Annotated in this window: 12 protein-coding genes and 5 tRNA genes; 2 read left to right on the top strand and 15 right to left on the bottom strand. The window is 50.6% G+C overall.

Going from position 1 to position 22,795, the window contains the following annotated elements; translation table 11 throughout:
• Window positions 1-424: 424 nt before the first annotated feature.
• The 9 genes from DW769_RS15100 to DW769_RS15140 form a co-directional block, all read right to left on the bottom strand.
• Window positions 425-1,204, bottom strand: coding sequence for a hypothetical protein (locus DW769_RS15100; protein WP_118750589.1), 780 nt, complete (start codon window positions 1,202-1,204; stop codon window positions 425-427).
• On the bottom strand, window positions 1,155-1,907 hold the full coding sequence (locus tag DW769_RS16970; RefSeq protein ID WP_243105470.1) for a transposase: 753 nt from the start codon (window positions 1,905-1,907) through the stop codon (window positions 1,155-1,157). Before DW769_RS16970 ends, DW769_RS15100 begins: the two co-directional genes overlap by 50 nt.
• A gap of 72 nt (window positions 1,908-1,979) precedes the next feature.
• On the bottom strand, window positions 1,980-5,033 hold the full coding sequence (locus DW769_RS15110; protein ID WP_055226332.1) for a glycoside hydrolase family 2 TIM barrel-domain containing protein: 3,054 nt from the start codon (window positions 5,031-5,033) through the stop codon (window positions 1,980-1,982).
• A gap of 94 nt (window positions 5,034-5,127) precedes the next feature.
• A complete protein-coding gene (locus DW769_RS15115; protein WP_118750590.1) occupies window positions 5,128-7,377 on the bottom strand; it encodes a glycoside hydrolase family 3 protein in 2,250 nt (749 codons plus the stop codon).
• 26 nt (window positions 7,378-7,403) lie between these two features.
• A complete protein-coding gene (gene bglX / locus DW769_RS15120; protein WP_118750591.1) occupies window positions 7,404-9,614 on the bottom strand; it encodes a beta-glucosidase BglX in 2,211 nt (736 codons plus the stop codon).
• Window positions 9,615-9,790: 176 nt separating this feature from the next.
• Window positions 9,791-11,980: a DNA topoisomerase III gene (locus tag DW769_RS15125; RefSeq protein ID WP_118750592.1), complete on the bottom strand. Its 2,190-nt coding sequence runs from the start codon at window positions 11,978-11,980 to the stop codon at window positions 9,791-9,793.
• A gap of 16 nt (window positions 11,981-11,996) precedes the next feature.
• The gene (locus tag DW769_RS15130; RefSeq protein WP_243105471.1) at window positions 11,997-15,332 is read right to left on the bottom strand and encodes a 3'-5' exonuclease; all 3,336 of its coding nucleotides are present in this window, start codon (window positions 15,330-15,332) and stop codon (window positions 11,997-11,999) included.
• Window positions 15,333-15,518: 186 nt separating this feature from the next.
• Window positions 15,519-15,746: an HPr family phosphocarrier protein gene (locus DW769_RS15135; RefSeq protein WP_147326098.1), complete on the bottom strand. Its 228-nt coding sequence runs from the start codon at window positions 15,744-15,746 to the stop codon at window positions 15,519-15,521.
• A gap of 332 nt (window positions 15,747-16,078) precedes the next feature.
• Window positions 16,079-17,287 carry a serine hydrolase domain-containing protein gene (locus tag DW769_RS15140; protein WP_243037550.1) on the bottom strand — a complete coding sequence of 403 codons (1,209 nt, stop codon included), beginning with the start codon at window positions 17,285-17,287 and terminating at the stop codon, window positions 16,079-16,081.
• Between the two features lie 221 nt (window positions 17,288-17,508).
• Between DW769_RS15140 and DW769_RS15145 the strand changes: the two genes are divergently transcribed.
• On the top strand, window positions 17,509-17,883 hold the full coding sequence (locus DW769_RS15145; protein ID WP_055221737.1) for a metal-dependent transcriptional regulator: 375 nt from the start codon (window positions 17,509-17,511) through the stop codon (window positions 17,881-17,883).
• Between the two features lie 104 nt (window positions 17,884-17,987).
• Here the strand turns inward: DW769_RS15145 and DW769_RS15150 are convergent, their stop codons facing one another.
• On the bottom strand, window positions 17,988-21,320 hold the full coding sequence (locus DW769_RS15150; protein ID WP_158565872.1) for an alpha-L-rhamnosidase: 3,333 nt from the start codon (window positions 21,318-21,320) through the stop codon (window positions 17,988-17,990).
• Between the two features lie 159 nt (window positions 21,321-21,479).
• Here DW769_RS15150 and DW769_RS15155 point away from each other — a divergent pair, with 159 nt between their 5' ends.
• Entirely contained in the window at window positions 21,480-22,097 is a 618-nt protein-coding gene (locus tag DW769_RS15155; protein WP_022461984.1) for a flavodoxin family protein, read from the top strand.
• Between the two features lie 120 nt (window positions 22,098-22,217).
• Here the strand turns inward: DW769_RS15155 and DW769_RS15160 are convergent.
• From DW769_RS15160 to DW769_RS15180, 5 genes are all read right to left on the bottom strand, one after another.
• Window positions 22,218-22,291 (bottom strand) — tRNA-Asp (locus DW769_RS15160).
• Between the two features lie 34 nt (window positions 22,292-22,325).
• Window positions 22,326-22,399 (bottom strand) — tRNA-Ile (locus DW769_RS15165).
• Window positions 22,400-22,403: 4 nt separating this feature from the next.
• Window positions 22,404-22,476, bottom strand: a tRNA-Thr gene (locus DW769_RS15170).
• Between the two features lie 26 nt (window positions 22,477-22,502).
• Window positions 22,503-22,574 (bottom strand) — tRNA-Glu (locus DW769_RS15175).
• A 54-nt stretch (window positions 22,575-22,628) separates the two neighbouring features.
• Window positions 22,629-22,700 (bottom strand) — tRNA-Asn (locus DW769_RS15180).
• Window positions 22,701-22,795: the final 95 nt, after the last annotated feature.

Genomic DNA, 22,795 nt, shown 5'->3' on the forward strand with positions numbered 1-22,795 from the left:
GGGTCAAAACCATAAATAACTTTGTCCTCTATTTCTATAGCACCTTGAAAAATTCATATTTTGTAGTGTAATACCGGATTTCTTCGGATATACGCTGGTATTCCCTTCCTTGATTTTATACAAGTACCGGATTTTGAGCGTAATGTCCTAAACCCTTCACATAGTTGAAGAGTTTTCTGAAATTCAATGCTGCTATCTTGGAACCGAAAAAGAACTTGCCCCGCCGTTTCCCACGAGGTATCTTTTCCAAGTGGTAATTCTTGCGTATATTCGATGGAACAGTTTCCACTCCATTACGCAGCCTTGTATAATTTTTGAATTCTTTGCTATTCATGTTCCGTTGGATTTTCGCACGTTCATGCGCTGCTTTGGATGTTACTATTTTTGCAACCTTCTTAAAGATCTTCGGCTTGCATTGATCCTGCTACGGACAGTTGGCACACTGCTCATGCAGAGAGGAAACGGCACACTGATTGCTTGGTTTCATATAAGAACAGCTTTTCGGTGCATGGCCGGCTGGACATCGGAGGACTTTTGTTCCCTCTTCGTTGAATTCAAAATCAGCAAGGATATCCGGAGCCGGTTTCCCCGTCAGACTTGTGGTAATCAGTTCTACGTTTTTATGAGCTGCAAGTTGTGTGTTTTCTGTTCCACTATATGCTCCATCCGTGACTATAACAGTCCGTTCTTCCTGGTTATCCATCTGCGCAAGGTGCTCCTGGATAAACTGACTGTCACTATGGTTGTTTTGCTCATACTGGTACTCTGTTACAACAGAACCATTGGCTCCAACGGATTCTTCAAGATTAGCAGCATATCCTCGATGCTCTTTTCCTGCTTTATTCCGGAATGTCGCTTCAGGGTCAGAAGGATTCTGCAGCATGGTTGATTTCATGCCGCCGTCTTCTTTCGTGCGGAGTCTTCGGTTTTCATTTTCAACAATGGTCTGTTCTGACAGGCATCTGACAAACAGATCATACTCTGTTGAATCATTGTAATCAGACTCACACAGGGCAAGAAGTTTATCCGCATCCGTTAAGAGTTGCTTCATGCGCTCATCTGCATCGGTACTGCGCTGATGATAAATCACTCTGTTAAAATCGTTAGGATCGATATAATGTTTTAAATCGTCAGACAGAACGGAACCATTGATTTTATTCACATACATCGCCAGCTTTACAATGCAGGTGTATATCAGTTCCATTCGGCTGAGCCTGCGGACGTTGGATTCGATCATTGTAATCAGACTCACACAGGGCAAGAAGTTTATCCGCATCCGTTAAGAGCTGCTTCATGCGCTCATCTGCATCGGTACTGCGCTGATGATACATCACTCTGTTGAAATCGTTAGGATCGATATAATGTTTTAAATTGCCAGACAGAACGGAACCATTGATTTTATTCACATACATCGCCAGCTTTGCAATGCAGGTGTATATCAGTTCCATTCGGCTGAGCCTGCGGACGTTGGATTCGATCATCATGGAATCCATACGTCTGACTTTACCGCTGATTCCCATCAGTTTTGCAATGGAAGCACTTAAATCTTTCACACAATCATGGTAAAGATCCTTGTTGTGAAGTGTTTCATAATCATAGCACCTCTTGCGGAAACGGCTTAAGGTCTTGTCACTCAAAGGCTGTTCTTCAAAACTTGTTGTGTGCAGTGCGTACTGAATTCGAAAATCCAGCATAAGATTTTCGACCATCTCGTCATCGGAATAATCAAAAAGCTCTTTGATAATGAGCGCACTAACAATCACGTTGACCGGAGTATTCGGTCTGGATGCCTTATCGCTGTATAAGACAGAAAAACGCTTTTCATCAATGGCAGGAAATATTTCATCAGCAAAGACTTTTGCCCAGGATAATTCAATAGGTTTATCAAGACTTTTTTTGTACATCATATAAAAAGGCGCCGTTCCCTCACCTTTCAGAGAGAGGGCACAGCGCTTTTCTTATTTTTCAAATTCTACACTTTACAGCAGTTCCGGTTTCAGCCGCACATCGAAGCTGATTTCGGTTTCTTTCAGCTGATATTTTTCCAGCAGCATCGGTCCGCAGCTTGCCGATCCGATCCCGGCCTGGCGGTAGTCGATGCAGAAAACAGTGCTTCCGCACGGCCGAAGCTCATAGTTGTGGGCTTTCGCGGTCAGCTCCTCCTGCGTGTAAATAGATGCCTGGAATGAGAAGGTTTTCTCGCCCACTGCCGTCAATACCGCACGATCACTGGCAAGACTTGCATAATCGCAGTCGTAGTGGCTGCCGTTCTCCTGCGGGCGGATATAGTCTTCCTGCTGTTCTGCCGGTGTGCTGTGGAAAACGCCGTGATAGCTTGCCTGGTGCTTATCCACGTAGCTCTCCACCGGACCGAGACCGCAGTAGGTCAGTTTTGCAAACGATTTCGGCAGGAACAGGCGCAGGCCAAAACGCGGCAGAACCGAGAATACCGGGTCTTTCTTTGCTTCTACATGGACATCGGTCGTTCCGTCGCTATAAATTGTCCATTTGATCACACCTGCAAGGATCCGCTGCAGAGCCGGCGACGAAATCGAATAGCTTGTCTCGATCTCCACGCAGCCGTTTTCTTCTTTTGCCGTTGTCTCATACGCCCGCGTCACGGTGCGGTCATACTGAGCACGCATCCAGGTATTCTTGATATTGCGGTCATTGTCTGTCGGCGCACGCCAGATGTTCAGCTCCATCGGGCGGTCGAGCAGATTCTGGTTGGCATAGCACATTTCCTCGAACAGGCCGGTGAACTTATTATAGGTATAGCTGAACTGTTCCGTCGATACCGTCAGATAATGATCGTCCTCTTTCCATCCAAACGAAGCCGTTCCATCCGGGCGCTTCATCATCTCTTTTGCCTTCTGGTTCTGATTATCTTTCGTTTTCACCGGAACTTCTTCAAATCCCAGTTCGAACTGCTCCGGCAGCACCTCAGTGGCCTGTTTCTGATACCAGGTAACCTTCAGCGCACATTTTCCCTGCTCCGACACGGAAATGGCAAGCGGAATCGTCTTCTCACAGCCTGCCGCAAGCTCCAGCAGTGCTTCATCTGTAATCTTGCCGCTCTCCGTCACTTCACCGTCCACAAGCACTTCATAGCCGAGCACAGCGTAATCTTTCAGATTCACAAAATTCATATAGTTTTTGATGGTCAGTGTACCCTTTTCGGCATCATATCCCGTCACGCGCACCGGACGATACACGTTTTTAAATTCCATCAGACCCGTATGCGGTGTGCGGTCCGGATAAACAAGTCCGTCCATGCAGAAGTTGCCGTCGTGCGGATACTCGTTGTGGTCGCCGCCGTACGCGTACATCTTCTTTCCCTCGATCGTTTTTCCCATATCAATCGCGTGGTCGCACCACTCCCAGATAAAGCCGCCGCACATCTTCTCCTCGCTGTGGATCAGTTCAAAGTAATCTTCAAGATCTCCCGGGCCGTTGCCCATCGCATGGCAGTATTCGCACATGATATACGGCTTATCCCCGTACTCCACCAGCTCTTTTTTGATCTCCTCGAGTGATGGATACATGCGGCTGTAGAGGTCGAGGTTGCTGTAATCGTATTTCTTCGGATCATCCACATACCGTGCCGACTCATAGTGCGTCAGACGCGTCGGATCAAATTCCTTCGTCCACTTTAAGGCCGCCTCGAAGGTACAGCCGTATGCGCACTCATTTCCCATCGACCAGATGACAACGCTCGGGCGGTTTTTATCGCGCTCTACGCAACGCTGTGTGCGGTCTACGGTTGCCTCGGTAAATACCGGATTGTTCGCAATTAGTTTATTCCAGTTCTTCGCATACTCTTCCCAGCTCGTGTAATTCGCATAAATTTCCTCTGTGCCGTGACTCTCATTGTCCGCCTCATCGATGACATAAAAACCGAGACGGTCATAAAGCTGATAACAGTACGGCGCATTCGGGTAATGGCTGGTCCGGATCGCATTGATGTTGTGCTCTTTCATTACCTTCAGATCTTTTTTGATCTGTGCAAGGCTGATTGCAAATCCCGTCACCGGATCGCTGTCGTGGCGGTTTGTTCCGTGGAATTTGATCTTCACGCCGTTCAGGTACAGCACACCGTCCTTCGCGTGGATCTCACGGATGCCGACATGATCATTGATCACCTCACCCGCCGTCTCCAGCACCAGCGTATACAGATACGGCTCCTCGGCATTCCACAGATGTGCATCTTTTACATGCATCTGAACCGTATCGCCGTCAAACGCTGCCTCTGCCACAAGATGATTTTCTGCATCAAACAGCTTTGCCGTTCCTTCCTGCGGTTCCCCGTCATTCCAGGTAATCGCAATCGAAACTTCTCCATTCTGGTACGATGCATCCGGCGCTGCCTTTACAAAGTAATCGCGGATGCCTTTTTCTGGTCTTGCAAGCAGATAGACATCGCGGAAAATGCCGCTCATGCGAAATTTGTCCTGATCCTCGAGATAGCTTCCATCGCACCATTTCAGCACCAGTACGGCGATGGTGTTGGTGCCATCTTTTAAGAAGTCTGTTACATCAAATTCACTCGTAGAATGAGACACCTGGCTGTAGCCGACGAAGCTGCCGTTCATCCACACGTAGAAACAGGAATCCACGCCCTCAAAATTCAGGAATGCCCTCGGTGCTTCCTCCTGTTTTTTCCACTCGAACGTTCTCACGTACGCACCGCACGGGTTCTCATACGGCACATACGGCGGATCCACCGGGAACGGGTAGCGGACGTTCGTATACTGATGGTGGTCATGGCCATAATTCTGCCAGACGGACGGCACCGGAATCGTCTCGAATGCAGAAGTGTCGTATCCTTCTGCGAAAAACTCCTCTTTTACATCGTAAACACTGGTAAAATAGCGAAATTTCCAGTCGCCGGAAAGCAGGAAAAAGCGGTCCGACGCCTCCCGGTTCTCCACCAGATCCTCCATGCGGCGGGATGCCGGAATGTAGTAGGCACGGTTCGGCATGGTATTCACATGCAGGTGATCGAAATCTTCGAAATATTTTGGAACAATCATCTCTTTTTAAGTCCTCCTTATTCTGTCTTTTGTTTCCAATATCGGCACCGAAACACACGCGGTCCCGGTGCCGATCAGGTTTTCTGTTATTCTTTTACTTTTTCCATGCAGGAAGAACGCCTTCGTAATTCATGCCATAACCGTAGTCATAGTTATGTCCTTCGCTGTCAATATAGGTTTCCATATCCAACGCACGGTCCTCGCTCTGCTCCTCAACCGCATCCATATCCTTCGGCATCTGGATCGGCAGACGGCCGGTCGGGTTGTAACCGCCGAAGACAACGTCGAGCACAGCGGCTCTCGAAACACCGAACTCTGCGACGATCGCATCGGCTTCGGCTTCAAATTCATGCATCACCATCGGGTTGTTGACGGTTGCGCAGACGATCACCGGCTTGTCGCCCATCGCGCGGCGGCATTCGAGAATATTGTCGAGATCAGCCTCGTTGTAGGCAGTGTTTGTCTTTCCAAAATAGCTGCGGTTCGTGAAATTCTCGCGGAAATCACCGCCGGCAATGCTCACCTCACGCGCTTTTTTCGCCGTATACGGGCGGTACTGCAGTGTAATCGGCAGATAGCCGTTGCCGCCGTTCGCAAGATCTTCGGTGGAATACGGGTTGCATGCCGGGCTTTCGACAAATACCAGCGCCACATCGGCCTCCTCCGGTGATGATACGCGTGTACCGTACTTGGACGGCAGTCCATCCGGCAGCGGATCTTCGGTTTTTGCCGGCAGATCGATGCGGAAGAACGCTTTGGACGGTCCGATCTTTCTCTCCGGAATATAAACCTTCAAACCTTTCTTCAGCGGAAGCACACCCTTCTGTCCTTCCGGTGCGCGTTTCGCACTGTTTTTCAGCAGGACGATGGATTTCTGCTGTGCCTCATAGCCATGGCGGCAGAACTCTTCGCATCCTACAATCTTTGCGGATTCTTCCGGATCAAGATACGGGTCCTCAAACAAGCCGCAGTGGAAAATGTTGATCAGAAGACGTTTGGCGGACAGCTCCATGCGCTCACGCATCGCTTTCTCGCCGTATTTCTCACAGCCGATCTTATACGCCTCGACAATCGGACCGGACTCGCTGTTTCCGCCGAACTGGTCAACGCCGTTTGTGATCGCCAGCAGACACCGTTCTGCCTCGGTCATATCCTGCACGCCGTAGCAGCGGCTTCCAAATCCCTCAATCGTCTTCTCCGGATCCTGGGTGATGCCCCAGTCGGTGCAGACAATGCCTTTAAATTCATATTTTCCGCGCAGCAGATCCTTGATCAGGTACTCGCTGTAGGAGTTTCCGACGTTCTTGCCGTTTTTCTTGTCCACGCCGTAGGATACGGTGTAGTACGGCATAACCGCGGATGCGCAGTCGGTCGGTCCGTCCAGGTGGAAGGCTGCCTCGGTAAACGGTTTTAAATGCTCCTCAAAATTTCCGGTCGGATAAACGGCAAACTGTCCGAATGCATAGTGTGCATCGCGTCCGGCCTCTCCGGTGCCGCCGCCCGGCCAGTGTTTGACCATCGTGTTGACGCTGTCTTTTCCCCAGCCGTCTGCTTCCCCTTCCGTTGTCTGCATACCGTCACAGTACGCTTGGGTAAGCTTTTTGGACATCTCCACTTCTTCGCCTAACGTATCGACAAAGCGCATCCATCTCGGCTCGGTGCAGAGGTCGATCTGCGGTCCGAGTGCCGTTGTGATGCCGAGTGCCCGGTATTCACGGGAGGCATCCTTTGCAAACTGTCCGGCTACTTCCGGATCGAAGCATGCTGCAAAGCCGACACCCTCCGGCCATTTGCTGATCTCGCTTCCGCCGCTCTTGAACTCTGCGCCGGAATCCTTTGCTCCATTCCGCGGATCAGAGGAGAGGTTGATCGGAATACCATACGGCAGTGTCTCTGCCCGTTTCTGCAGCTCATTGCTCCATTTTGCGGAAATCTCCGGGCTTTCTACATTCGTCAGCAGAATATGACGGATGTGTTCGTCCTCCAGAAATTCCTTCTGCTGGTCAGAAATGGCATACGGCTCTTTGCCGGATTCGAGATACGTTTTTCCGTCAAACGTTCCCTGGAATGGTCCGCCCGGCATCGGCGGTACCGCCTGGTGCGGCGAGTACAGCATAAGGCCTGCAATCTCTTCAATCGAAAGACGACCCGCAAGGTCTGCCGCTCTCTCCTCATCGGAAAGACGCCAGTCCTCGTACGGCAGCAGTTCGCCAGTTTTTGCAAGATCTTTAAAGTAATATCCATCTTTTTCCAATACCTTTACACCGGACTCCTCCGCCCAGGCAATCGTTTTTCCGCCTGCCTGTGTGATGCGGTGGATTCCGTTTTTCGTTGTTTTCTCCATAAGTTTTCTCCTTTTTCCTGCTGCATTTATTTCAGTGTAAATACCGCACTGTTTTCCGTCGTGCTGCTGTCACCGACAAATACGGTAAACGTTCCAGGCTCGCTTCCAAAGGTTCCGTCGAGACGGTAGTAGCGCAGATCTTCTTCGGTAATATAGAAGGTCACTTCCTGCTCTTTGCCCGGAGCAAGCTCTACTCTTCGGAAGCCTTTCAGCTCTCGCACCGGACGAACCACATCGGAATAATCATCACGGATGTACAGCTGTACAACATCACAGCCAGCCGTATCACCTGTATTTTTCACGGTCACATGCGCTGCAATTCTGCCGTTTTTATCCATCTCGTTCTGATCCAGTGTTACCGCGGAAATATCAAACGTGGTATAGGAAAGTCCGTAACCAAACGGATACAGCGGTGCGTTCGGAATATCGAGATATTTGGAGCGGAACCGCTCTTTCATGCCCGGCAGATTCGGTCTTCCGGTGGAATACTCGTTGTAGCTGACCGGCGCCTGGCCCACGCAGTACGGGAAGCTCATCGGCAGATGGCCGGACGGATTTTTCTTTCCGGTCAGAACATCCACAACAGCGCTTCCGCCCTCGGTTCCCGGGAACCATACCTCGAGAATGGCTTTTGCTTTAGCGCTGATTTCCCGCAGATCCAGCGGGCGGCCGTTGAACAGAACGACAACCACATTCGGGTTGACGGCCAGCACTTTGTGGAACAGCTCCATCTGGATTTCCGGCACATCGATCATGGCACGGCTGGTCGCCTCGCCGCTCTGCAGATAATGCTCACCCATCGGCATTACCACGAGATCGGCCTCTTTTGCTGCCTGTAGTGCGCTCTGCTCCATGGCAGCAAGCTCTTCCTCACTGTATTTTTTCGGTGTCGTCTCGGTAAATCCGATCAGCTCCACATCGTTTCCGATAACCGGGCATCCTTCTGCATACGTGGTGCGTGATGCGTCGAATACTTTCTCGGCTGCTTCCTGAATCGTCACGCAGTCCTTGCTGTCGCCGGTGAAGGACCAGCTGCTCTTGATTTCATGATTGTTGGTATACGGGCCGACAAATGCGATCTTTTTCGCAGTGTCGAGCGGCAGTACACCGTCATTTTTCAGCAGGACGAAGGATTCCTCCGCTGCTTTTTTCGCCAGTGTACGATGCTCCGGGCAGAGGCTGTATGCTTTCTCTTTCTCGGCATCCGCATCTTTATATGGATTTTCAAACAGTCCCAGTTTGTTTTTCAGCTCCAGAATCCGCAGGCAGCACTCGTCAATCAGATGCTCGTCCACTTCACCTTCTTCTACGAGACGGCAGAGGTTTGCGGCGTAAACGGATGTCATCATATCAATATCCACGCCTGCCTCCAGCGCTTTTTTCGCTGCATCGGCGGCATCTTTCGAGCTTCTGTGGGCAACGGTTTCCAGAATGGCTGCAAAGTCAGAAATCAGCACGCCGTCAAATCCCATCTCGCCGCGCAGGATATCGCGCATCAGCCATTTGTTGGTGCTCGCCGGAACGCCGTTGATCGTGTTGAATGATGTCATCACCATCGCTGCGCCCGCATCGATGCCTGCTTTGTATGCCGGAAGATAGAATTCACGGAAGGTATGCTCTGAGAGCTCTACGGTGTTGTAATCTCTTCCTGCGACTGCTCCGCCGTAGCCTGCAAAGTGTTTGATGCAGGAGGCAACTTTTCCCGGTGTTTTTAAATCATCGCCCTGGAAGCCTTTTACGATCGCCTCGGAAAAGCGGCTGTTCAGGTACGGATCTTCGCCTGTGGATTCCACAACGCGGCCCCATCTCGCATCGCGCACAAGGTCAACCATCGGAGAAAAGGTAACGTGAAGTCCGGCCGCGGATGCTTCTTTTGCGGCTGCAGACGCGCACTCGCCGGAGAGCTCCGGATCAAAAGTTGCTCCCTGCGCCAGCGGCGCCGGGAAAATGGTCTTCATGCCGTGAATGACATCCATCATGAACAGCATCGGGATGTGATGCGGCTGTTTTGCCATGTAGTCATCCTGCAGTTTTTTCATCGTATCGGCACCGGCTGCACCGAGAATGGAACCGGCCATCTCCAGGTCCTCTTTTCCGATTCCCATGTCATTTGCCGGGCCGGTCAGGACGCTGTTTTCATCCCCGAGGTAAAATGCTCCGCTTAACTGAAGCATCTGATCTACTTTCTCTTTCAGCGACATATCCGCCAGCAGTTTTTCCAGATCTGTCTGTTTCATTGAAAAACCTCCCTGTTGTTATTTTCAGAATTTTCCTGTTTCTTATATCATTTGTTTCTATTTTACGGCATAACTCTGCATAAAACAATCACTTTTTTTGACCTTTTCCTCAACGATTTTAACAAAAAAAGCGGGTTCCGCCGTTTTTTGATTTTCGGCAGAACTCGCTCCCTTTTTTATAATTTAATTCCTTTTAATGCCGCGGCAAACGCATTGTTCACCGGCTCTTCTGCCTCTTTTTTCTGTTTCTTCATATAAGCTGCCACATCGCGCTTCGTCACGCCGCCGCCCTCTTTTTTGCGGCGCTCTTGGAATTTTGTCATGCGCTCTTTGTGGCCGCAGGCGCAGACAAACGTCGCATCCTCGCCCTTTCCGATCATCTCCATGCGCTTATGGCAGACCGGGCATCTCGCATTCGTCGTGCGGGAAACCGTCTCGCGGTAGCCGCACTCTCTGTCCTGGCAGACGAGCAGTTTTGCGTTCTTTCCATTCACCGCAAGCAGCCGTTTTCCGCAGTTCGGGCACTTCTTGTTCGTCAGGTTATCGTGGCGGAACGTTCCCTCTTCCGTCTTGATCTCATCGATCAGTTCCACCGTGTAGCTGCGGATCTCATTCATAAACACATCGCGCCGCTTCTTTCCCTTTGCAATGTCGTTTAACTGCATCTCCCAGCTTGCCGTCAGCTCCGGCTTTTTCAAATCCGCCGGAACCAGCTTCAGAAGCTGGCGTGCTTTCGAGGTCAGATAGATCTCATTGCCTTTTTTCTCCAGCAGAAAGCTGCGGAACAGCTTCTCGATGATATCCGCACGGGTCGCAACCGTTCCAAGGCCGCCCGCCTCACCGATCGTTTTTACCAGGCTGCTGTCGCGGTTTTCCATGTAGCGGACCGGATTTTCCATCGCGGAGAGCAGCGTGCCTTCCGTGAAGCGTGCCGGAGGTTTTGTCTTTCCTTCGCGGAGACTGATCTTCGGCTGCCCGATCTTCATGCCTGCCTCCAGAAGCGGCAGATTCTGCTCCCGCACCTCTTCTTTCGCCTCATCCTCTTCGTCGTACCGGTTATCCTCGTACGCCTCCTGCCAGCCTTTCTCGACCATGCGCTTTCCGCGCGCAGTAAAGCATTCCTTTTCGATGGAAGCCTGGATCACCGTCTCTTCATATACACACGGCGGCAACAGTACCGCAAGAAAACGGCGCACAACAAGATCATAAATGCGGCGCTCCTCGTTCGAGAGTGCGGATAACTGCACGTACTGCTCTGTCGGGATAATGGCATGGTGATCGGAAACCTTCGCATCATTGACAAAGGAGAGCTTTCCGTTCAGCGGACTGCGCTTCGCCTGCTGGGCCAGTGCTTTGTACGGGCCGATGCTGACCGCATCCAGCCGCTCTTTTAACGTCGGCACGATATCTTTCGTCAGATACCGTGAATCTGTCCGCGGATACGTAAGGACTTTATGGGTCTCATAGAGGCTCTGCATCAGATTCAGCGTCTGTTTTGCCGAATAGCCGAACCGTGCGCTCGCATCGCGCTGCAGCTCCGTCAGATCGTAGAGCAATGGCGCTTCTTTCTGCTTTTTCTTCTTTTCTACGTTCTGTAAGACAAGCGGATACCGTTTTGCCTTCTCTGCGATCTGCTTTGCCTTTTCCGGATCAGAGATTCTTGTACCGCCCGATTTTTCATCTTTCCAGGTGTAGACCACACCGCCCGCCGCGGCCGTCACCGTGTAATACGGTTTCGGGACAAATTCACGGATTTCCTGCTCGCGCTGTGCGATCATGGCAAGTGTCGGCGTCTGCACACGGCCGCAGGAAAGCTGTGCATTGTATTTACAGGTCAGCGCCCGCGTCGCATTGATGCCGACGAGCCAGTCCGCCTCGGCACGGGAAACGGCAGCGCGGTAGAGATTGTCGTACTCTTTCGCATCCTTCAGATTGGCAAAACCCTCACGGATCGCCTTGTCCGTCACAGAGGAAATCCAGAGACGCTTACACGGCTTCTGGTTATGTGCCTTGTCGAGAATCCACCGCGCCACCAGCTCACCCTCGCGTCCGGCATCGGTTGCAATGACAATCTCATTCACGTCCTTCCGCGCAAGCTGTGTCGCCACCGCATGGTACTGTTTTCCCGTCTGCGGAATGACCTTGATCTGCAGTTTTTCCGGCATCATCGGCAGAACTGCCATATTCCATTCCTTATACTTTTTGTCATAGTCTTCCGGATCTTTTAACGTCACCAGATGGCCGAGCGCCCAGGTAACGATATACTTGTTTCCCGCCAGCGCTCCGTTTTCTTTTTTGCTGCACCCCAGTACGCGCGCAATGTCGCGTGCCACGGATGGTTTTTCTGCAATTACCAGAGTTTTCATAAAATGTCTGCTCCTTTTATAGCTCTTTATACTGTTTTACAATTTCCTCCCGGTCTTTTCCGAGAATGAAGTAATAATCAATCTGTCCGTCCCCTGCGGTGTGAAGATACGTTCCAAACGTCCGTACATTGCACAGCAGTGCCGTCCGGGACGCGGCGGCCGCAATGCCGTAGCCGCGGTTCGAAACAAGCAGCGGCATCCGCGCCTGCTTTCCGCCAAAAGAGACGTAGCGCGCCTTCGCGGTCAGATCCAGCCACTCGGTCGAAAGAATGCCTTTTGCTTTCAGCTTTTCGGAACCGCTCCAGTCGAAGAACATCCATGTCATGCCGCCGTCGATCATGCGCGGCTCGTCACGCTTCTCGGAAAGGATTGGTTTGTTGTCCGGCGTCAGGAACTGCACCGCGCCGTCCTTTTTTTCTACCATGACGCGCAGCTTTTCCGTCTCGACCAGCACCGCCGTCTTCGATTCTTTCGCACTCCACGGAAACGCGGTATCTGCCTTCGGCTTCCAGTACGTGTCCTGCACTTTTGCGGTCACACCCTTTACGAAACTGATGCGGATCACCTCCGGCGTGATCGGGGTGATGCGTAAGATGCCGTACATGCTGGCAATCTCAACCGCCGATTTTCCTTTCTTCGCCCATTTCACCGCACACTTGATCTTCGAATGGCCCTTGATGCGCAGCAGCTCGTTTTCCGGGATTGCACCGAAAGCGTAAGGTGAGGTATTCAGGCGCTCCGTCTTCTCGGCTTCTCCTGGTACCATACCTGCTCCGCCCGGTCTTTTTGCACTCTGCACTCCGGCCGTGCCCGTTCCATATTGCATTTCTGTCTGTGTTCCTGCACTCCGTCTGCTTCCCGGCGCTTTGCCGCCTGCCTTTCCATGATAAGCCGCACCAGCAAAAATAGATGACACCCCTTCCGGTGCACGCTGCTGCATTGTCTTTGCGGCAATTTCTTCTCCCGTTTCTGCCGCACCCCTCCGCGTTGCCGTACTGCCTTTTGCCATCACCGCTGTTCCGGTCGTGCTTGTATTTCCAGGCGCCATTCCCGGCCTCTGCTCCGGCTTGATCACAATCCGTTTCGGTCCATGGCTGTTCCGCTCGTCCATCTCCTGAATGCCGATCGCGCGGTTCTCCTCACGCGCCTCCTTCTGCGTCAGCGAAACCTTCTCATACTCTTTCGCCTTCGTCAGCGTCTCCATGGCAAATTCCTGATTGTGACGGCCTTTCGGCGCTTCTTTGGCAAGGATTCCCGTCAGTTCTCCTGTATACAGCACCGCCAGCTCATGCAGTGCCCGCGTCGCCGCCACGTAAAGCAGCTTCACCTGCCCGTCATTTTCAGGATATTTTTCTTCCGTCGGATCAAGAAGCAGCACCGCATCGAACTCAAGACCTTTCGTATATGCCACCGGGAGCACCATCACGCCCTCGCCGAACTCTGCCGTCTCGAGATCCTCCTCCACAACCGGCACGTATTGTTTCAGCTTCCGCGCCGTATCCGCCGCTTCTGCCTCATCACGGCATACAACGGCAATCGTCTCATATCCCTGCGCCTGCCATGTCTTGATTGTCTGAACACCCGCGGCGAGCAGCGCCGCTTCATCGTCAAATGCTTCTTTCCGCACCGCCGTTCCATGCCGCAGCACCGGCTCCACCGGATAAATTGCAAAATCCCCGTGCCGCAGGATTTCATTTGCAAAATCGGAGATCTCCACCGTATTCCGGTAACTCTTCCGCAGAACGCCGAACGCATCGTACGTACCGGTCAGAATCAGCTTTTTCAGCTCCTCCCAGTCGTTCAGGCCGTAGAAAAAATGGATATTCTGCGACGTATCTCCCATAATGGTATACGTACAGTCACGCAGACAGTAATGAAGCACCTGGTACGCCATCATCCCGAAATCCTGCGCCTCGTCGATGACCACATGGCTCGCCTCGCGCACGGGATCGTTTTCCTTGATCCGCTTATAGAGGTATGCCAGCGCCGCCAGATCATAGACATCAAAGGAGTTTTCCGGCACTTCCACCGCTTTTCCTTTCTCCGCCTGCTGCTCCAGAAACTGTAAATAGAGATCAAAAATGGATCCCCGCCATTTTCCATCTCCAAAATATTTCTCGTATTTCCGCTTCAGCGCCTTTTTTTCGCGCGCCGGAAACGTCACTTCTTTTCCCGAAACCTCATTCTCAAATTTTGCCAGCAGGATCTCGTTCAGCATGCACATCTTTCCTTCCATGGAAAGTGTGGACTGCTCCCTGCAATAGTTATCAATATACTCGGCGTTCAGAAGCAATGTTCCCGTTTTTTCCAGCCGCACCGGCTCCCGCGGAATCTGCTCTGCCTCGTACGTACGGCAGAAATTTTCCAGATCGAAAAACCAGCCGCTTCCGCCCTTTATGCTGTTTTTCTCATCCGCGCGGTCGATGGTGTGTACCATGTACTTTTCTTCGTCCCAGTCCTCATACAGAAGCCGGATGAAAAGCTGCTCCATCGTCATCTGACGGATGCCGTATACATCGAGTTCCGGCAGAACGCTGGTAATGTAGTTCAGCAGAATGCGGTTGCTTCCAATGATATAGAAATCCTCCGGCCGGAAGTCCTCCTCGTAATTATAGAGGATGTACGAAATCCGGTGCATCGCCACCGTCGTCTTTCCGGAGCCAGCCACGCCCTGTACGATCAGATTCGTCTTCGGGGATCTGCGGATAATGAGGTTCTGCTCCTGCTGGATCGTCGCAATGATCTCACCGAGCACCGCTTTTTTGTTCTTCGCCAGATACTTTGTCAGCAATTCATCGTTCGCTACCACATCGGAATCAAAAAAGTCTTTCAGATGGTCATTTTCAATCTCATACGTCCGCTTTCTTTTCAGATCGATCGAAAAAGTACCCTCTGAACTCACCGTATAGCTGCACGGCCCGGTGCTGTTCTCATAATAGACGGAGGAAATCGGCGCCCGCCAGTCCAGCACAACCGGTTCCGCCTTCTCATCGGAAATGCCGACGCGCCCGATGTAATAGGACTCTAAAAACGAAAGCCGCGGATCCTGAAAGTCAATCCGCCCGAAATACGGCTTCTTTCTCGCTTTTTCCAGCCGCGCCATGCCGTGCTGGTACGCATTCAGCTTCGCCGTCGCGTTGTTCCAGAGCGCCAGGCCTTCCGCCTCTTTTGCGTCGTACGTCTCCATCAGATCCGCCAGGTCCTCATTCGCCAGCCGGATATCCGCCTTCGCCTGTTCCAGATTCTGCTCGGCAATCCCGATCACCTTCGCAAGCTGTGCTTCCTCCTCTTCCCTCGTAAGTCCGGGAATCTCTGATTTTCTGATGCTTCTTTCCAGTTTCTCTTCTTCCACTTTGTGCCTCCTTTTTTACGAAAAACTTCTTCTACATCAGCCCGTTCTTTTGATTCTCTTATTTCCATCCCAATAGACTTTATTTTACCATGCACACGTCTCCCCGGCAAGATACTTCACCCGCTTTTTCGTGCATCAAAAAAGACACCATGCATCTTACACACAGTGCCTTTCCGACTTTTTTTCTTACTGAAGGTAATCCTTAAATTTCTTTTTAAATGCTTCGATATCGTTCGTATGGGCTTCCACAACCGCATCCGGGTTTCCGGCGATCATCAGGACACTCATCAGGGATTTCGCATCAAAGACGCATCGTCCTATTTTTACGTCAACGTCGTAATCCAGACGTTTCACCATATTTACAAATTCTTCTACACTCTCTACTTCATCAAACTTTAACGGTAACGAAATCATATTTTCTGCATCCTTTCTGCTTTTTAGTCTTCTTTTCATGATTTTGAATTCTTTCTTTTATTTCCTTCAAAATCGGTCAAAAACTTACACGATATCCCTTTTTTGCTGTTTTTTCTGAAAGTAGTAATGAAATCGCCTTCATTTTCGACTGACACTAAAATAGCATACATCTGTCTCACTGCAAATATCCGTTTTAGACAAAATTCGACGTAGTTTTACAGCAATTTGCTCATATGTTCCGTCTGATTCGTTAAGTTGTTTCTTTTCCGGCACTTTTTTCGTCTGATCTGACGGGCCGGAAGGCCTTACTTGAGAATCACTCTCATGAAAAGTTATTCGCTGAAAATAATATTTCGGATCTTCCGGGACAGGGTGTACGTTCCGGCATCTTTTTTCTGGGTCATCATCAGAAATGTCATATTCTGCTCCGGCACGACTTCCATGTAGCATCCAAGCCAGCCGTCCCAGCCGAACTCACCCTTGCTTCCCAGCGTTACCGCACGCGTCGGATCTACCAGAACACGCATCAGATTTCCGTAGGAAAATCCTTCCAGACCGATCCAGTTATCAAAGCCTGCCTGCTGTACCGCGCTTAATGTGTGGCCTCCCAGAAATTTTACCGTCGCCGGACGGAGAATCTGTACACCGTTGTAGGTGCCGCCGTTCAGCAGCATCTGCGTAAATTTCGCATAATCGTCGATGGTAGATGCAAGGCCTGCTCCGCCTGCCTCATATGCCGGGCGGTACGCCATATCGTTCTGAATGCCAAGGTTATTGTCCAGATAACAGACGGACGGCTGTCCCTCCCTGCAGTCATACACCTTCGCCAGACGATCCTGCTTTTCTGCCGGAACCCAGAAATCGGTATCGTTCATGCCGAGCGGCTCGAAAATTTCTTTTTTCAGAAAATCCCCAAAGCGCATGCCGCTTGCCACCTCAATCACCGCACCTACGGCATCCGCCGACGTTCCATAACTCCAGGACTGGCCCGGCTGATACAGAAGCGGGACTTTTCCAAGACGGTTTGCAAATTCTACTGTACTGATCGTTCCGCCGTTTTCTTCCTTAAGTCCGTGGATCACCTCCTGAAAAAGTGCATCGGTCTGCCGTCCCGTCTCATCCGTTCCGCCGTACGTCAGCCCGGATGTCATATTCATAATATCCTCCAGAAGGATCTCCCGCTCCGCTTTTTCTATCTTCCCATCCGCTGTACATACAACCGGGTTCCGGAAGCCCGGCAGATACTTGCTGACCGGATCCGCCAGATCGACGATTCCGCGCTCTACCAGAATCATCATGGCCGTCGCGGTAATCGGCTTGCTCATGGAGTAGAGACGGAAAATATTATCGCGGGAAACCGGCTTTTTTGCTTCGATATCCGCATATCCGCTCTCCAGATAAACCTGCTCCTCTCCGTCTTTGATCACCATCAGAAGACAGCCCGGTGTCTCTCCTTTTGCAACGGACGCATCCATCACCTGCTGCAGTCTTTTCTTTATCACCTGTTCCATGGTATGTCCTAACCTCCATCTAAATTTCATTGTTTTTTCCTATTTTACCTCTCTTTTTGCCCCCTGTCATCTTTTATCTTGCTTTTCTTCTTCTATCCTCATTGTCTTTTTTTTCTGAAATCTTACAACTTTTCTGAAATTAAGAAAAACCATCAAAAACCATCATTGCCCTATTCCGAAAAATATGCTATTCTATATGTATATATATTTATGAATCTTCAGCTATTTAGAAAAACGAGGTGAACATCTTGCTGAAAACGAACGAATCCGCAGAAAATTATTTGGAAACTATTTTAGTCTTAAGTCAGAAAAAACCCGTTGTACGCGGTGTTGATATTGCAGAAGAACTTGGCTTTAAAAAATCAAGTGTCAGCGTTGCCATGAAAAACTTAAGAGAAAAAGAGCAGATCCGCGTAACGCCGGAAGGCTACATCTACCTGACCGACAGCGGACGCGCGATCGCAGAGATGATCTATGAGCGCCACCAGCTCCTCTCCCGCGGCCTGATGAGCCTTGGTGTTGATGAGCAGACCGCCACGGAAGATGCCTGCCGCATCGAGCATGTCATCAGCCAGGAAAGCTTTGAAGCGATCAAACGTCATCTGCACATGACTGCCGAAAAATAAACATGACAAAGAAAACGCTGCCGGAGTTCTCTTCTCTCCGACAGCGTTTCTCTTTCCGCCCGAAAGTCTCCCATTTCTTTGCCGGAGCCTTTCGGGTTTTCTTTTTACAGCATAAAAGTATACGTTCCGCTTCCCAGTTCCACGGTATCCGCCGGATCCTGCGTGTTTTTAAACAGGGTTGCCGTTGTATTGACCGGAATCGTAACCTGATACTCTATTTTGCCACCTTTCCGCTCCCATCCGGCAGAAATCACGCCGTACGGGCTGTCTACGGAACCTTTCATAAACTCGAGCGGGCCCGGCTGCGGTTTCAGCAGAATGTGCTGATAACCCGGTTTTGTCTCGTCTCTCTGGATACCAAGTCCCGTGTGATACAGCCAGGAAAGAACGCTTCCGAGAGAATAATGATTGAACGAGTTCATCGCATTCTGTCCGCCGAAGCCTTTTTCCTTCGTGTAGGAATCCCAGTGCTCCCAGATCGTCGTCGCTCCCTGGGTCACCGGATACAGCCACGATGGGAATGCCGTCTGCAGCATCATCTTCCAGGCATCCTCCACAGCGCCCTGCTCGGTCAGCATCTGGTTCAGAATACCCGTTCCAAAGAATCCCGTTCCGACCGTATGGCCGATCGCTCTCGTCTTTCGGATCAGATGCTCTCCTATTCTCTTTCTGTCTTCTGCCACACCATAAGACAGTGCAATTGCATACGAGCACTGCGTATCACACAGCGTTCCGTCCGCATTGCAGGTCTTTCCGGAATCCGGAAGTACAAATGTCTCATTCCAGAATTTCTTCACCTTCGCAGCAAGCGCCTCATACTGATGCTGCTCCTCTGTTCTTCCGAGCGCACCGGCAATCCGGCTCATCAGATCGGCTTCTTTATAATAGAATGCATTCCATAAAAGCAGCAGATCCGTCTCTTCCGGTGCCAGCCAGTCGCCAAGCGGTCCGATCGCCGGATTTACCTTCGTTCCCGGCAGACCCTTATCCTTCATATAGTCCATATATTTCTGCATGCCAGGATAAAATTTCTCCAGTGTGCGGATATCCCCATACTGCTCATACAGTTCCCACGCCATAAAAATACTCGCACACTCATACGTAATGCCGCCGAATCCGCCGCCCACCGGTGCAATCTCCGGGTACTGGCCTTCCGGTGTCTGCAGATCACGCATCGCCTGCAGGTTCCGCTCATAGAATTTCTTCAGGCTGCTGTTGTTGAGCGCCGTATGGCAGAAAATATGCGTATCGCCCGCCCAGCCCATGCGCTCATTTCTCTGCGGGCAGTCGGTCGGAATGTTGATAAAGTTGCATTTCTGTGACCAGGAAACATTCTCGGCAAACCGATTCAGCAGTTTATGGCTACTCGTAAGGCTTCCATGGAATTCCGTCACAGAAGAATACTGAAGACTCTCTACTTCTTCCAGCTCCGGCGCATGCTCCACACCGCTGATCTCAATATAGCGGTAGCCGTGGAAGGTAAACTTCGGCTGGAACACCTCTTCCCCGCCGCGGCAGATATAAACATCCGTACTCGTCGCATCCCGGTAATTTTCCAGCATCATCGTGCCTTCTTTTCCGGCATACTCCGGCAGATCCGGATAAAGCACCTCCGCATAGCGGATGATGATCTTTGTGCCCGCCTTCTCATGCAGTGTAATCCGCGGTACACCAGCCATCTCCTGTTCCAGATCGTAGAGATACACACCCGGGAACAGCTCTTTTCTCGTCTTTGCCGTTCTCCGGTCCACAATCCGCACCGGCGCATCGTACTCACCGATATATTCCGGCTTCTGCTCATGAACCGCCGGCCAGGACCGTCCAAAGCCCGGCATCGTGCAGAACTCTTCGATCATGACGGTATCCACAACAACTGGCTTTTCCCAGGTGCTGTCATCAAACTCCGGCAGAGAATAAGTTTCGTAAACCTCTGCCCGGCGCGCATCGTACTGCTCTCCGGCAAAGTAGCTGGAAAACAGGTAAGGACCTTCTCCGAAATACTTCCAATCCTCGGTATTTGTTCCAAAGACCTCGCGGCTGCCGTCCTCGTACTTCATGACAACCTTGGCAAGCAGACTCTCCTTGTCTCCAAAGTAATTGAAGTTCTTCACCACAAAGGTCTGTGCCTCGCTCCACCAGCCCGATGCCAGCGTCACGCCGATTCCGTTTCGGCCCGGTTTCATCAGCCCTGTGATATCGTATGTCTGATAGTTCATTCTGTGGTCATACTGTGTCAGACCCGGACGCAGCAGATCTTCCGTGATCTCCTGTCCGTTGATCCGGCAGTCGTAGATACCGCGCGCAGTAATATAAAGGCGTGCCGATACCAGTTTTTTCTCTTTCTGGCAGGAAATACACGACCGCAGCATTGGAATTGAATGATGGGACGGATCTGCCGTAATCTGGCTGTCTTCTACTTTAAAGTATCCGTTTTCCACCGGAATCTGATCCGCAAAGATACTTTTTCCCCCATCCAGCCGTCCTTCCGGCGTCTCACGAACAATTTCCGCGGATGGTTTTCTTACGTTTCTTACGGTCAGATTCTTAAAATATCCTGTCGTCCCTTTTCCTGCATAAAATCCGATCTCATTCAGTCTCGGATACGGCAGCACATCGTTATTTCCTCTCGGATTCAGCTGGCGGCCTGATACTTTCGTTCCAAAAAATCCATGCTCTTCAATTGCATCCACGAGAATGCCGTCGACATAGGCGTATGCCACATTGCCGTCAACCTCTACGGTCAGCTTATGAAAGGCATCGGCATTCTCTGGTGTCAGGATTTCCTGCGTTTTCTCTTTCCAGTTGACCAGTTTCGTAACGGCAAACGGTTTTTCCGCTGTATCCTCCGGCGCATAGCCCACGCGGTAAATTTCGAGGCGTGCATCTCCATCCTCAAGGCACACAGCATAACGGATATAGTTCTCCCCTTCCATGCCAAGCTCATTTTTCGTATGATCGTTCAGACGGAAGTCATTGGCTCCAAAGACGATACCCGCTTCTCCCTTCCCGCCTTCCATCCAAAATTCACTCTCGATCGTAAAAACACCGCGGTTTTCCGCGCATACCGTCGCATGCGGTGCGCCGATCCACTCAGCTCCCTCCCATGCTGCATACAAAGAATCCATAAGGCCTGTCTCGAAGGAACTTTCTGCTTCTGCTTTTCCGCCGTGGTTATCCCACACCTCTGCTTTTACCTCATATTTGGTACAGGGCTGCAGTGCTTCTCCTTCATAACCAATCCCTGTTGATACGCCGGTTTCCATTTTTCCGCTGTCCCACACAGTATCTTCTCCGGTGCGCACAACGATCCGGCATGCGCTCTGCATCAGATTCTGTTCTCCTTCTTCTGCCGTCAGCAGCCAGGAAAATGCCGGTTTTTTCTCATCCAGCCCGATCGGTGCCATCTGATCTTCAATCAGAATTCTCTCTATCTTCATTTGGTAACCTCCCATTGCAAGTTTTGCCTTCTTTGCTGATTGTATTATACCGTCCAGCAGCTATTTCTGTTAAGATCAGTTTTTGCCCAAAAAAGCGTCTTTATTTGCATCTTTTCCGGTGTTATAATAAAGAAAATTACGAAAGAGAGGTACCATCAAATGAAAGTATTATTAATCAACGGAAGTCCTCACGCAAAAGGCAGCACTTATACTGCCCTGCACGAAATGGAAAAAGTCTTTACAGAAAATGGTATTGAGGCGGAAATCGTACATATCGGAAATAAAGATATCCGCGGCTGTGTTGCCTGCGGTGCCTGTTCCAAGCTCGGAAAATGTGCTTTTTCCGATATGGTAAATGAGGTTGCTCCGAAATTTGAAGAGGCTGACGGCCTTGTTGTCGGAAGTCCGGTTTATTATGCATCTGCAAATGCAACACTTATTGCTTTTCTTGACCGGCTGTTCTACAGCACACACTTTGACAAGACCATGAAAGTCGGCGCTTCGGTTGTCTCTGCACGCCGCGGCGGTCTTTCCGCTACCTTTGATGAGCTGAACAAATACTTCACCATCTCCGGCATGCCGGTTGCTTCCGGCCAGTATTGGAACAGTATCCATGGAAATAATGCGGACGAGGCACAGCAAGATCTCGAAGGCCTGCAGATCATGCGTACCCTTGCACGGAATATGAGTTTTCTGATGAAGAGCATCCAGCTCGGAAAAGAATCCTTTGGTCTTCCGGAAAAGGAACCACGCGTCGGCACAAACTTTATCCGTTAATTTATCTGTTAAGCAAGATGCCGTCTTTCAGACTTTTTTCTATGTCTGAAATACGGCATCTTTTATAGCTGGAAGAAATTTTATACACGAAAAAAGCCTGCTTCCGCAGACTTTTTAAAGCGACCCGGATCGGGATCGAACCGACGACCTCCGCCGTGACAGGGCGGCGCTCTAACCAGCTGAGCCACCGGGCCAGACATATACAGAATATAAAATATGGAACTAAAGTGGACCTTCAGGGACTCGAACCCGGGACCGACCGGTTATGAGCCGGTTGCTCTAACCAACTGAGCTAAAGGTCCAAAGAGCCGATGATCGGACTCGAACCGATAACCTGCTGATTACAAATCAGCTGCTCTGCCAATTGAGCCACATCGGCATACATAACAAATATTTTATATTCAGTGACTCCGACGGGAATCGAACCCGTGTTACCGCCGTGAAAGGGCGATGTCTTAACCGCTTGACCACGGAGCCATATTTACTTTTTGAAAGAACTGACCTGTAAGAAACTCTTACAGGCCGCATTCACTCCCCGAGTTGGGCTCGAACCAACAACCCTTCGGTTAACAGCCGAATGCTCTACCATTGAGCTATCGAGGATTATTTAATTGAAGATATTTGATATACCTTCAAAACCGCATACACTACACATCTATCATTCCATCTTGTGAACACAACCAATTAGGTCAAGCCCT

It is taken from the genome of Blautia sp. AM29-29 (genome assembly GCF_003480555.1).
Lineage (GTDB): Bacteria > Bacillota > Clostridia > Lachnospirales > Lachnospiraceae > Fusicatenibacter > Fusicatenibacter saccharivorans.

Coding starts and splice junctions, on each gene's coding strand:
- DW769_RS15115 (WP_118750590.1), bottom strand. CDS start 7,377: ATGGAGAAAACAACGAAAAACGGAATCCACCGCATCACACAGGCAGGC.
- DW769_RS15110 (WP_055226332.1), bottom strand. CDS start 5,033: ATGATTGTTCCAAAATATTTCGAAGATTTCGATCACCTGCATGTGAAT.
- DW769_RS15155 (WP_022461984.1), top strand. CDS start 21,480: ATGAAAGTATTATTAATCAACGGAAGTCCTCACGCAAAAGGCAGCACT.
- bglX (WP_118750591.1), bottom strand. CDS start 9,614: ATGAAACAGACAGATCTGGAAAAACTGCTGGCGGATATGTCGCTGAAA.
- DW769_RS15100 (WP_118750589.1), bottom strand. CDS start 1,204: ATGGAACTGATATACACCTGCATTGTAAAGCTGGCGATGTATGTGAAT.
- DW769_RS15125 (WP_118750592.1), bottom strand. CDS start 11,980: ATGAAAACTCTGGTAATTGCAGAAAAACCATCCGTGGCACGCGACATT.
- DW769_RS15135 (WP_147326098.1), bottom strand. CDS start 15,746: ATGATTTCGTTACCGTTAAAGTTTGATGAAGTAGAGAGTGTAGAAGAA.
- DW769_RS15140 (WP_243037550.1), bottom strand. CDS start 17,287: ATGAAATTTAGATGGAGGTTAGGACATACCATGGAACAGGTGATAAAG.
- DW769_RS15150 (WP_158565872.1), bottom strand. CDS start 21,320: ATGAAGATAGAGAGAATTCTGATTGAAGATCAGATGGCACCGATCGGG.
- DW769_RS16970 (WP_243105470.1), bottom strand. CDS start 1,907: ATGATGTACAAAAAAAGTCTTGATAAACCTATTGAATTATCCTGGGCA.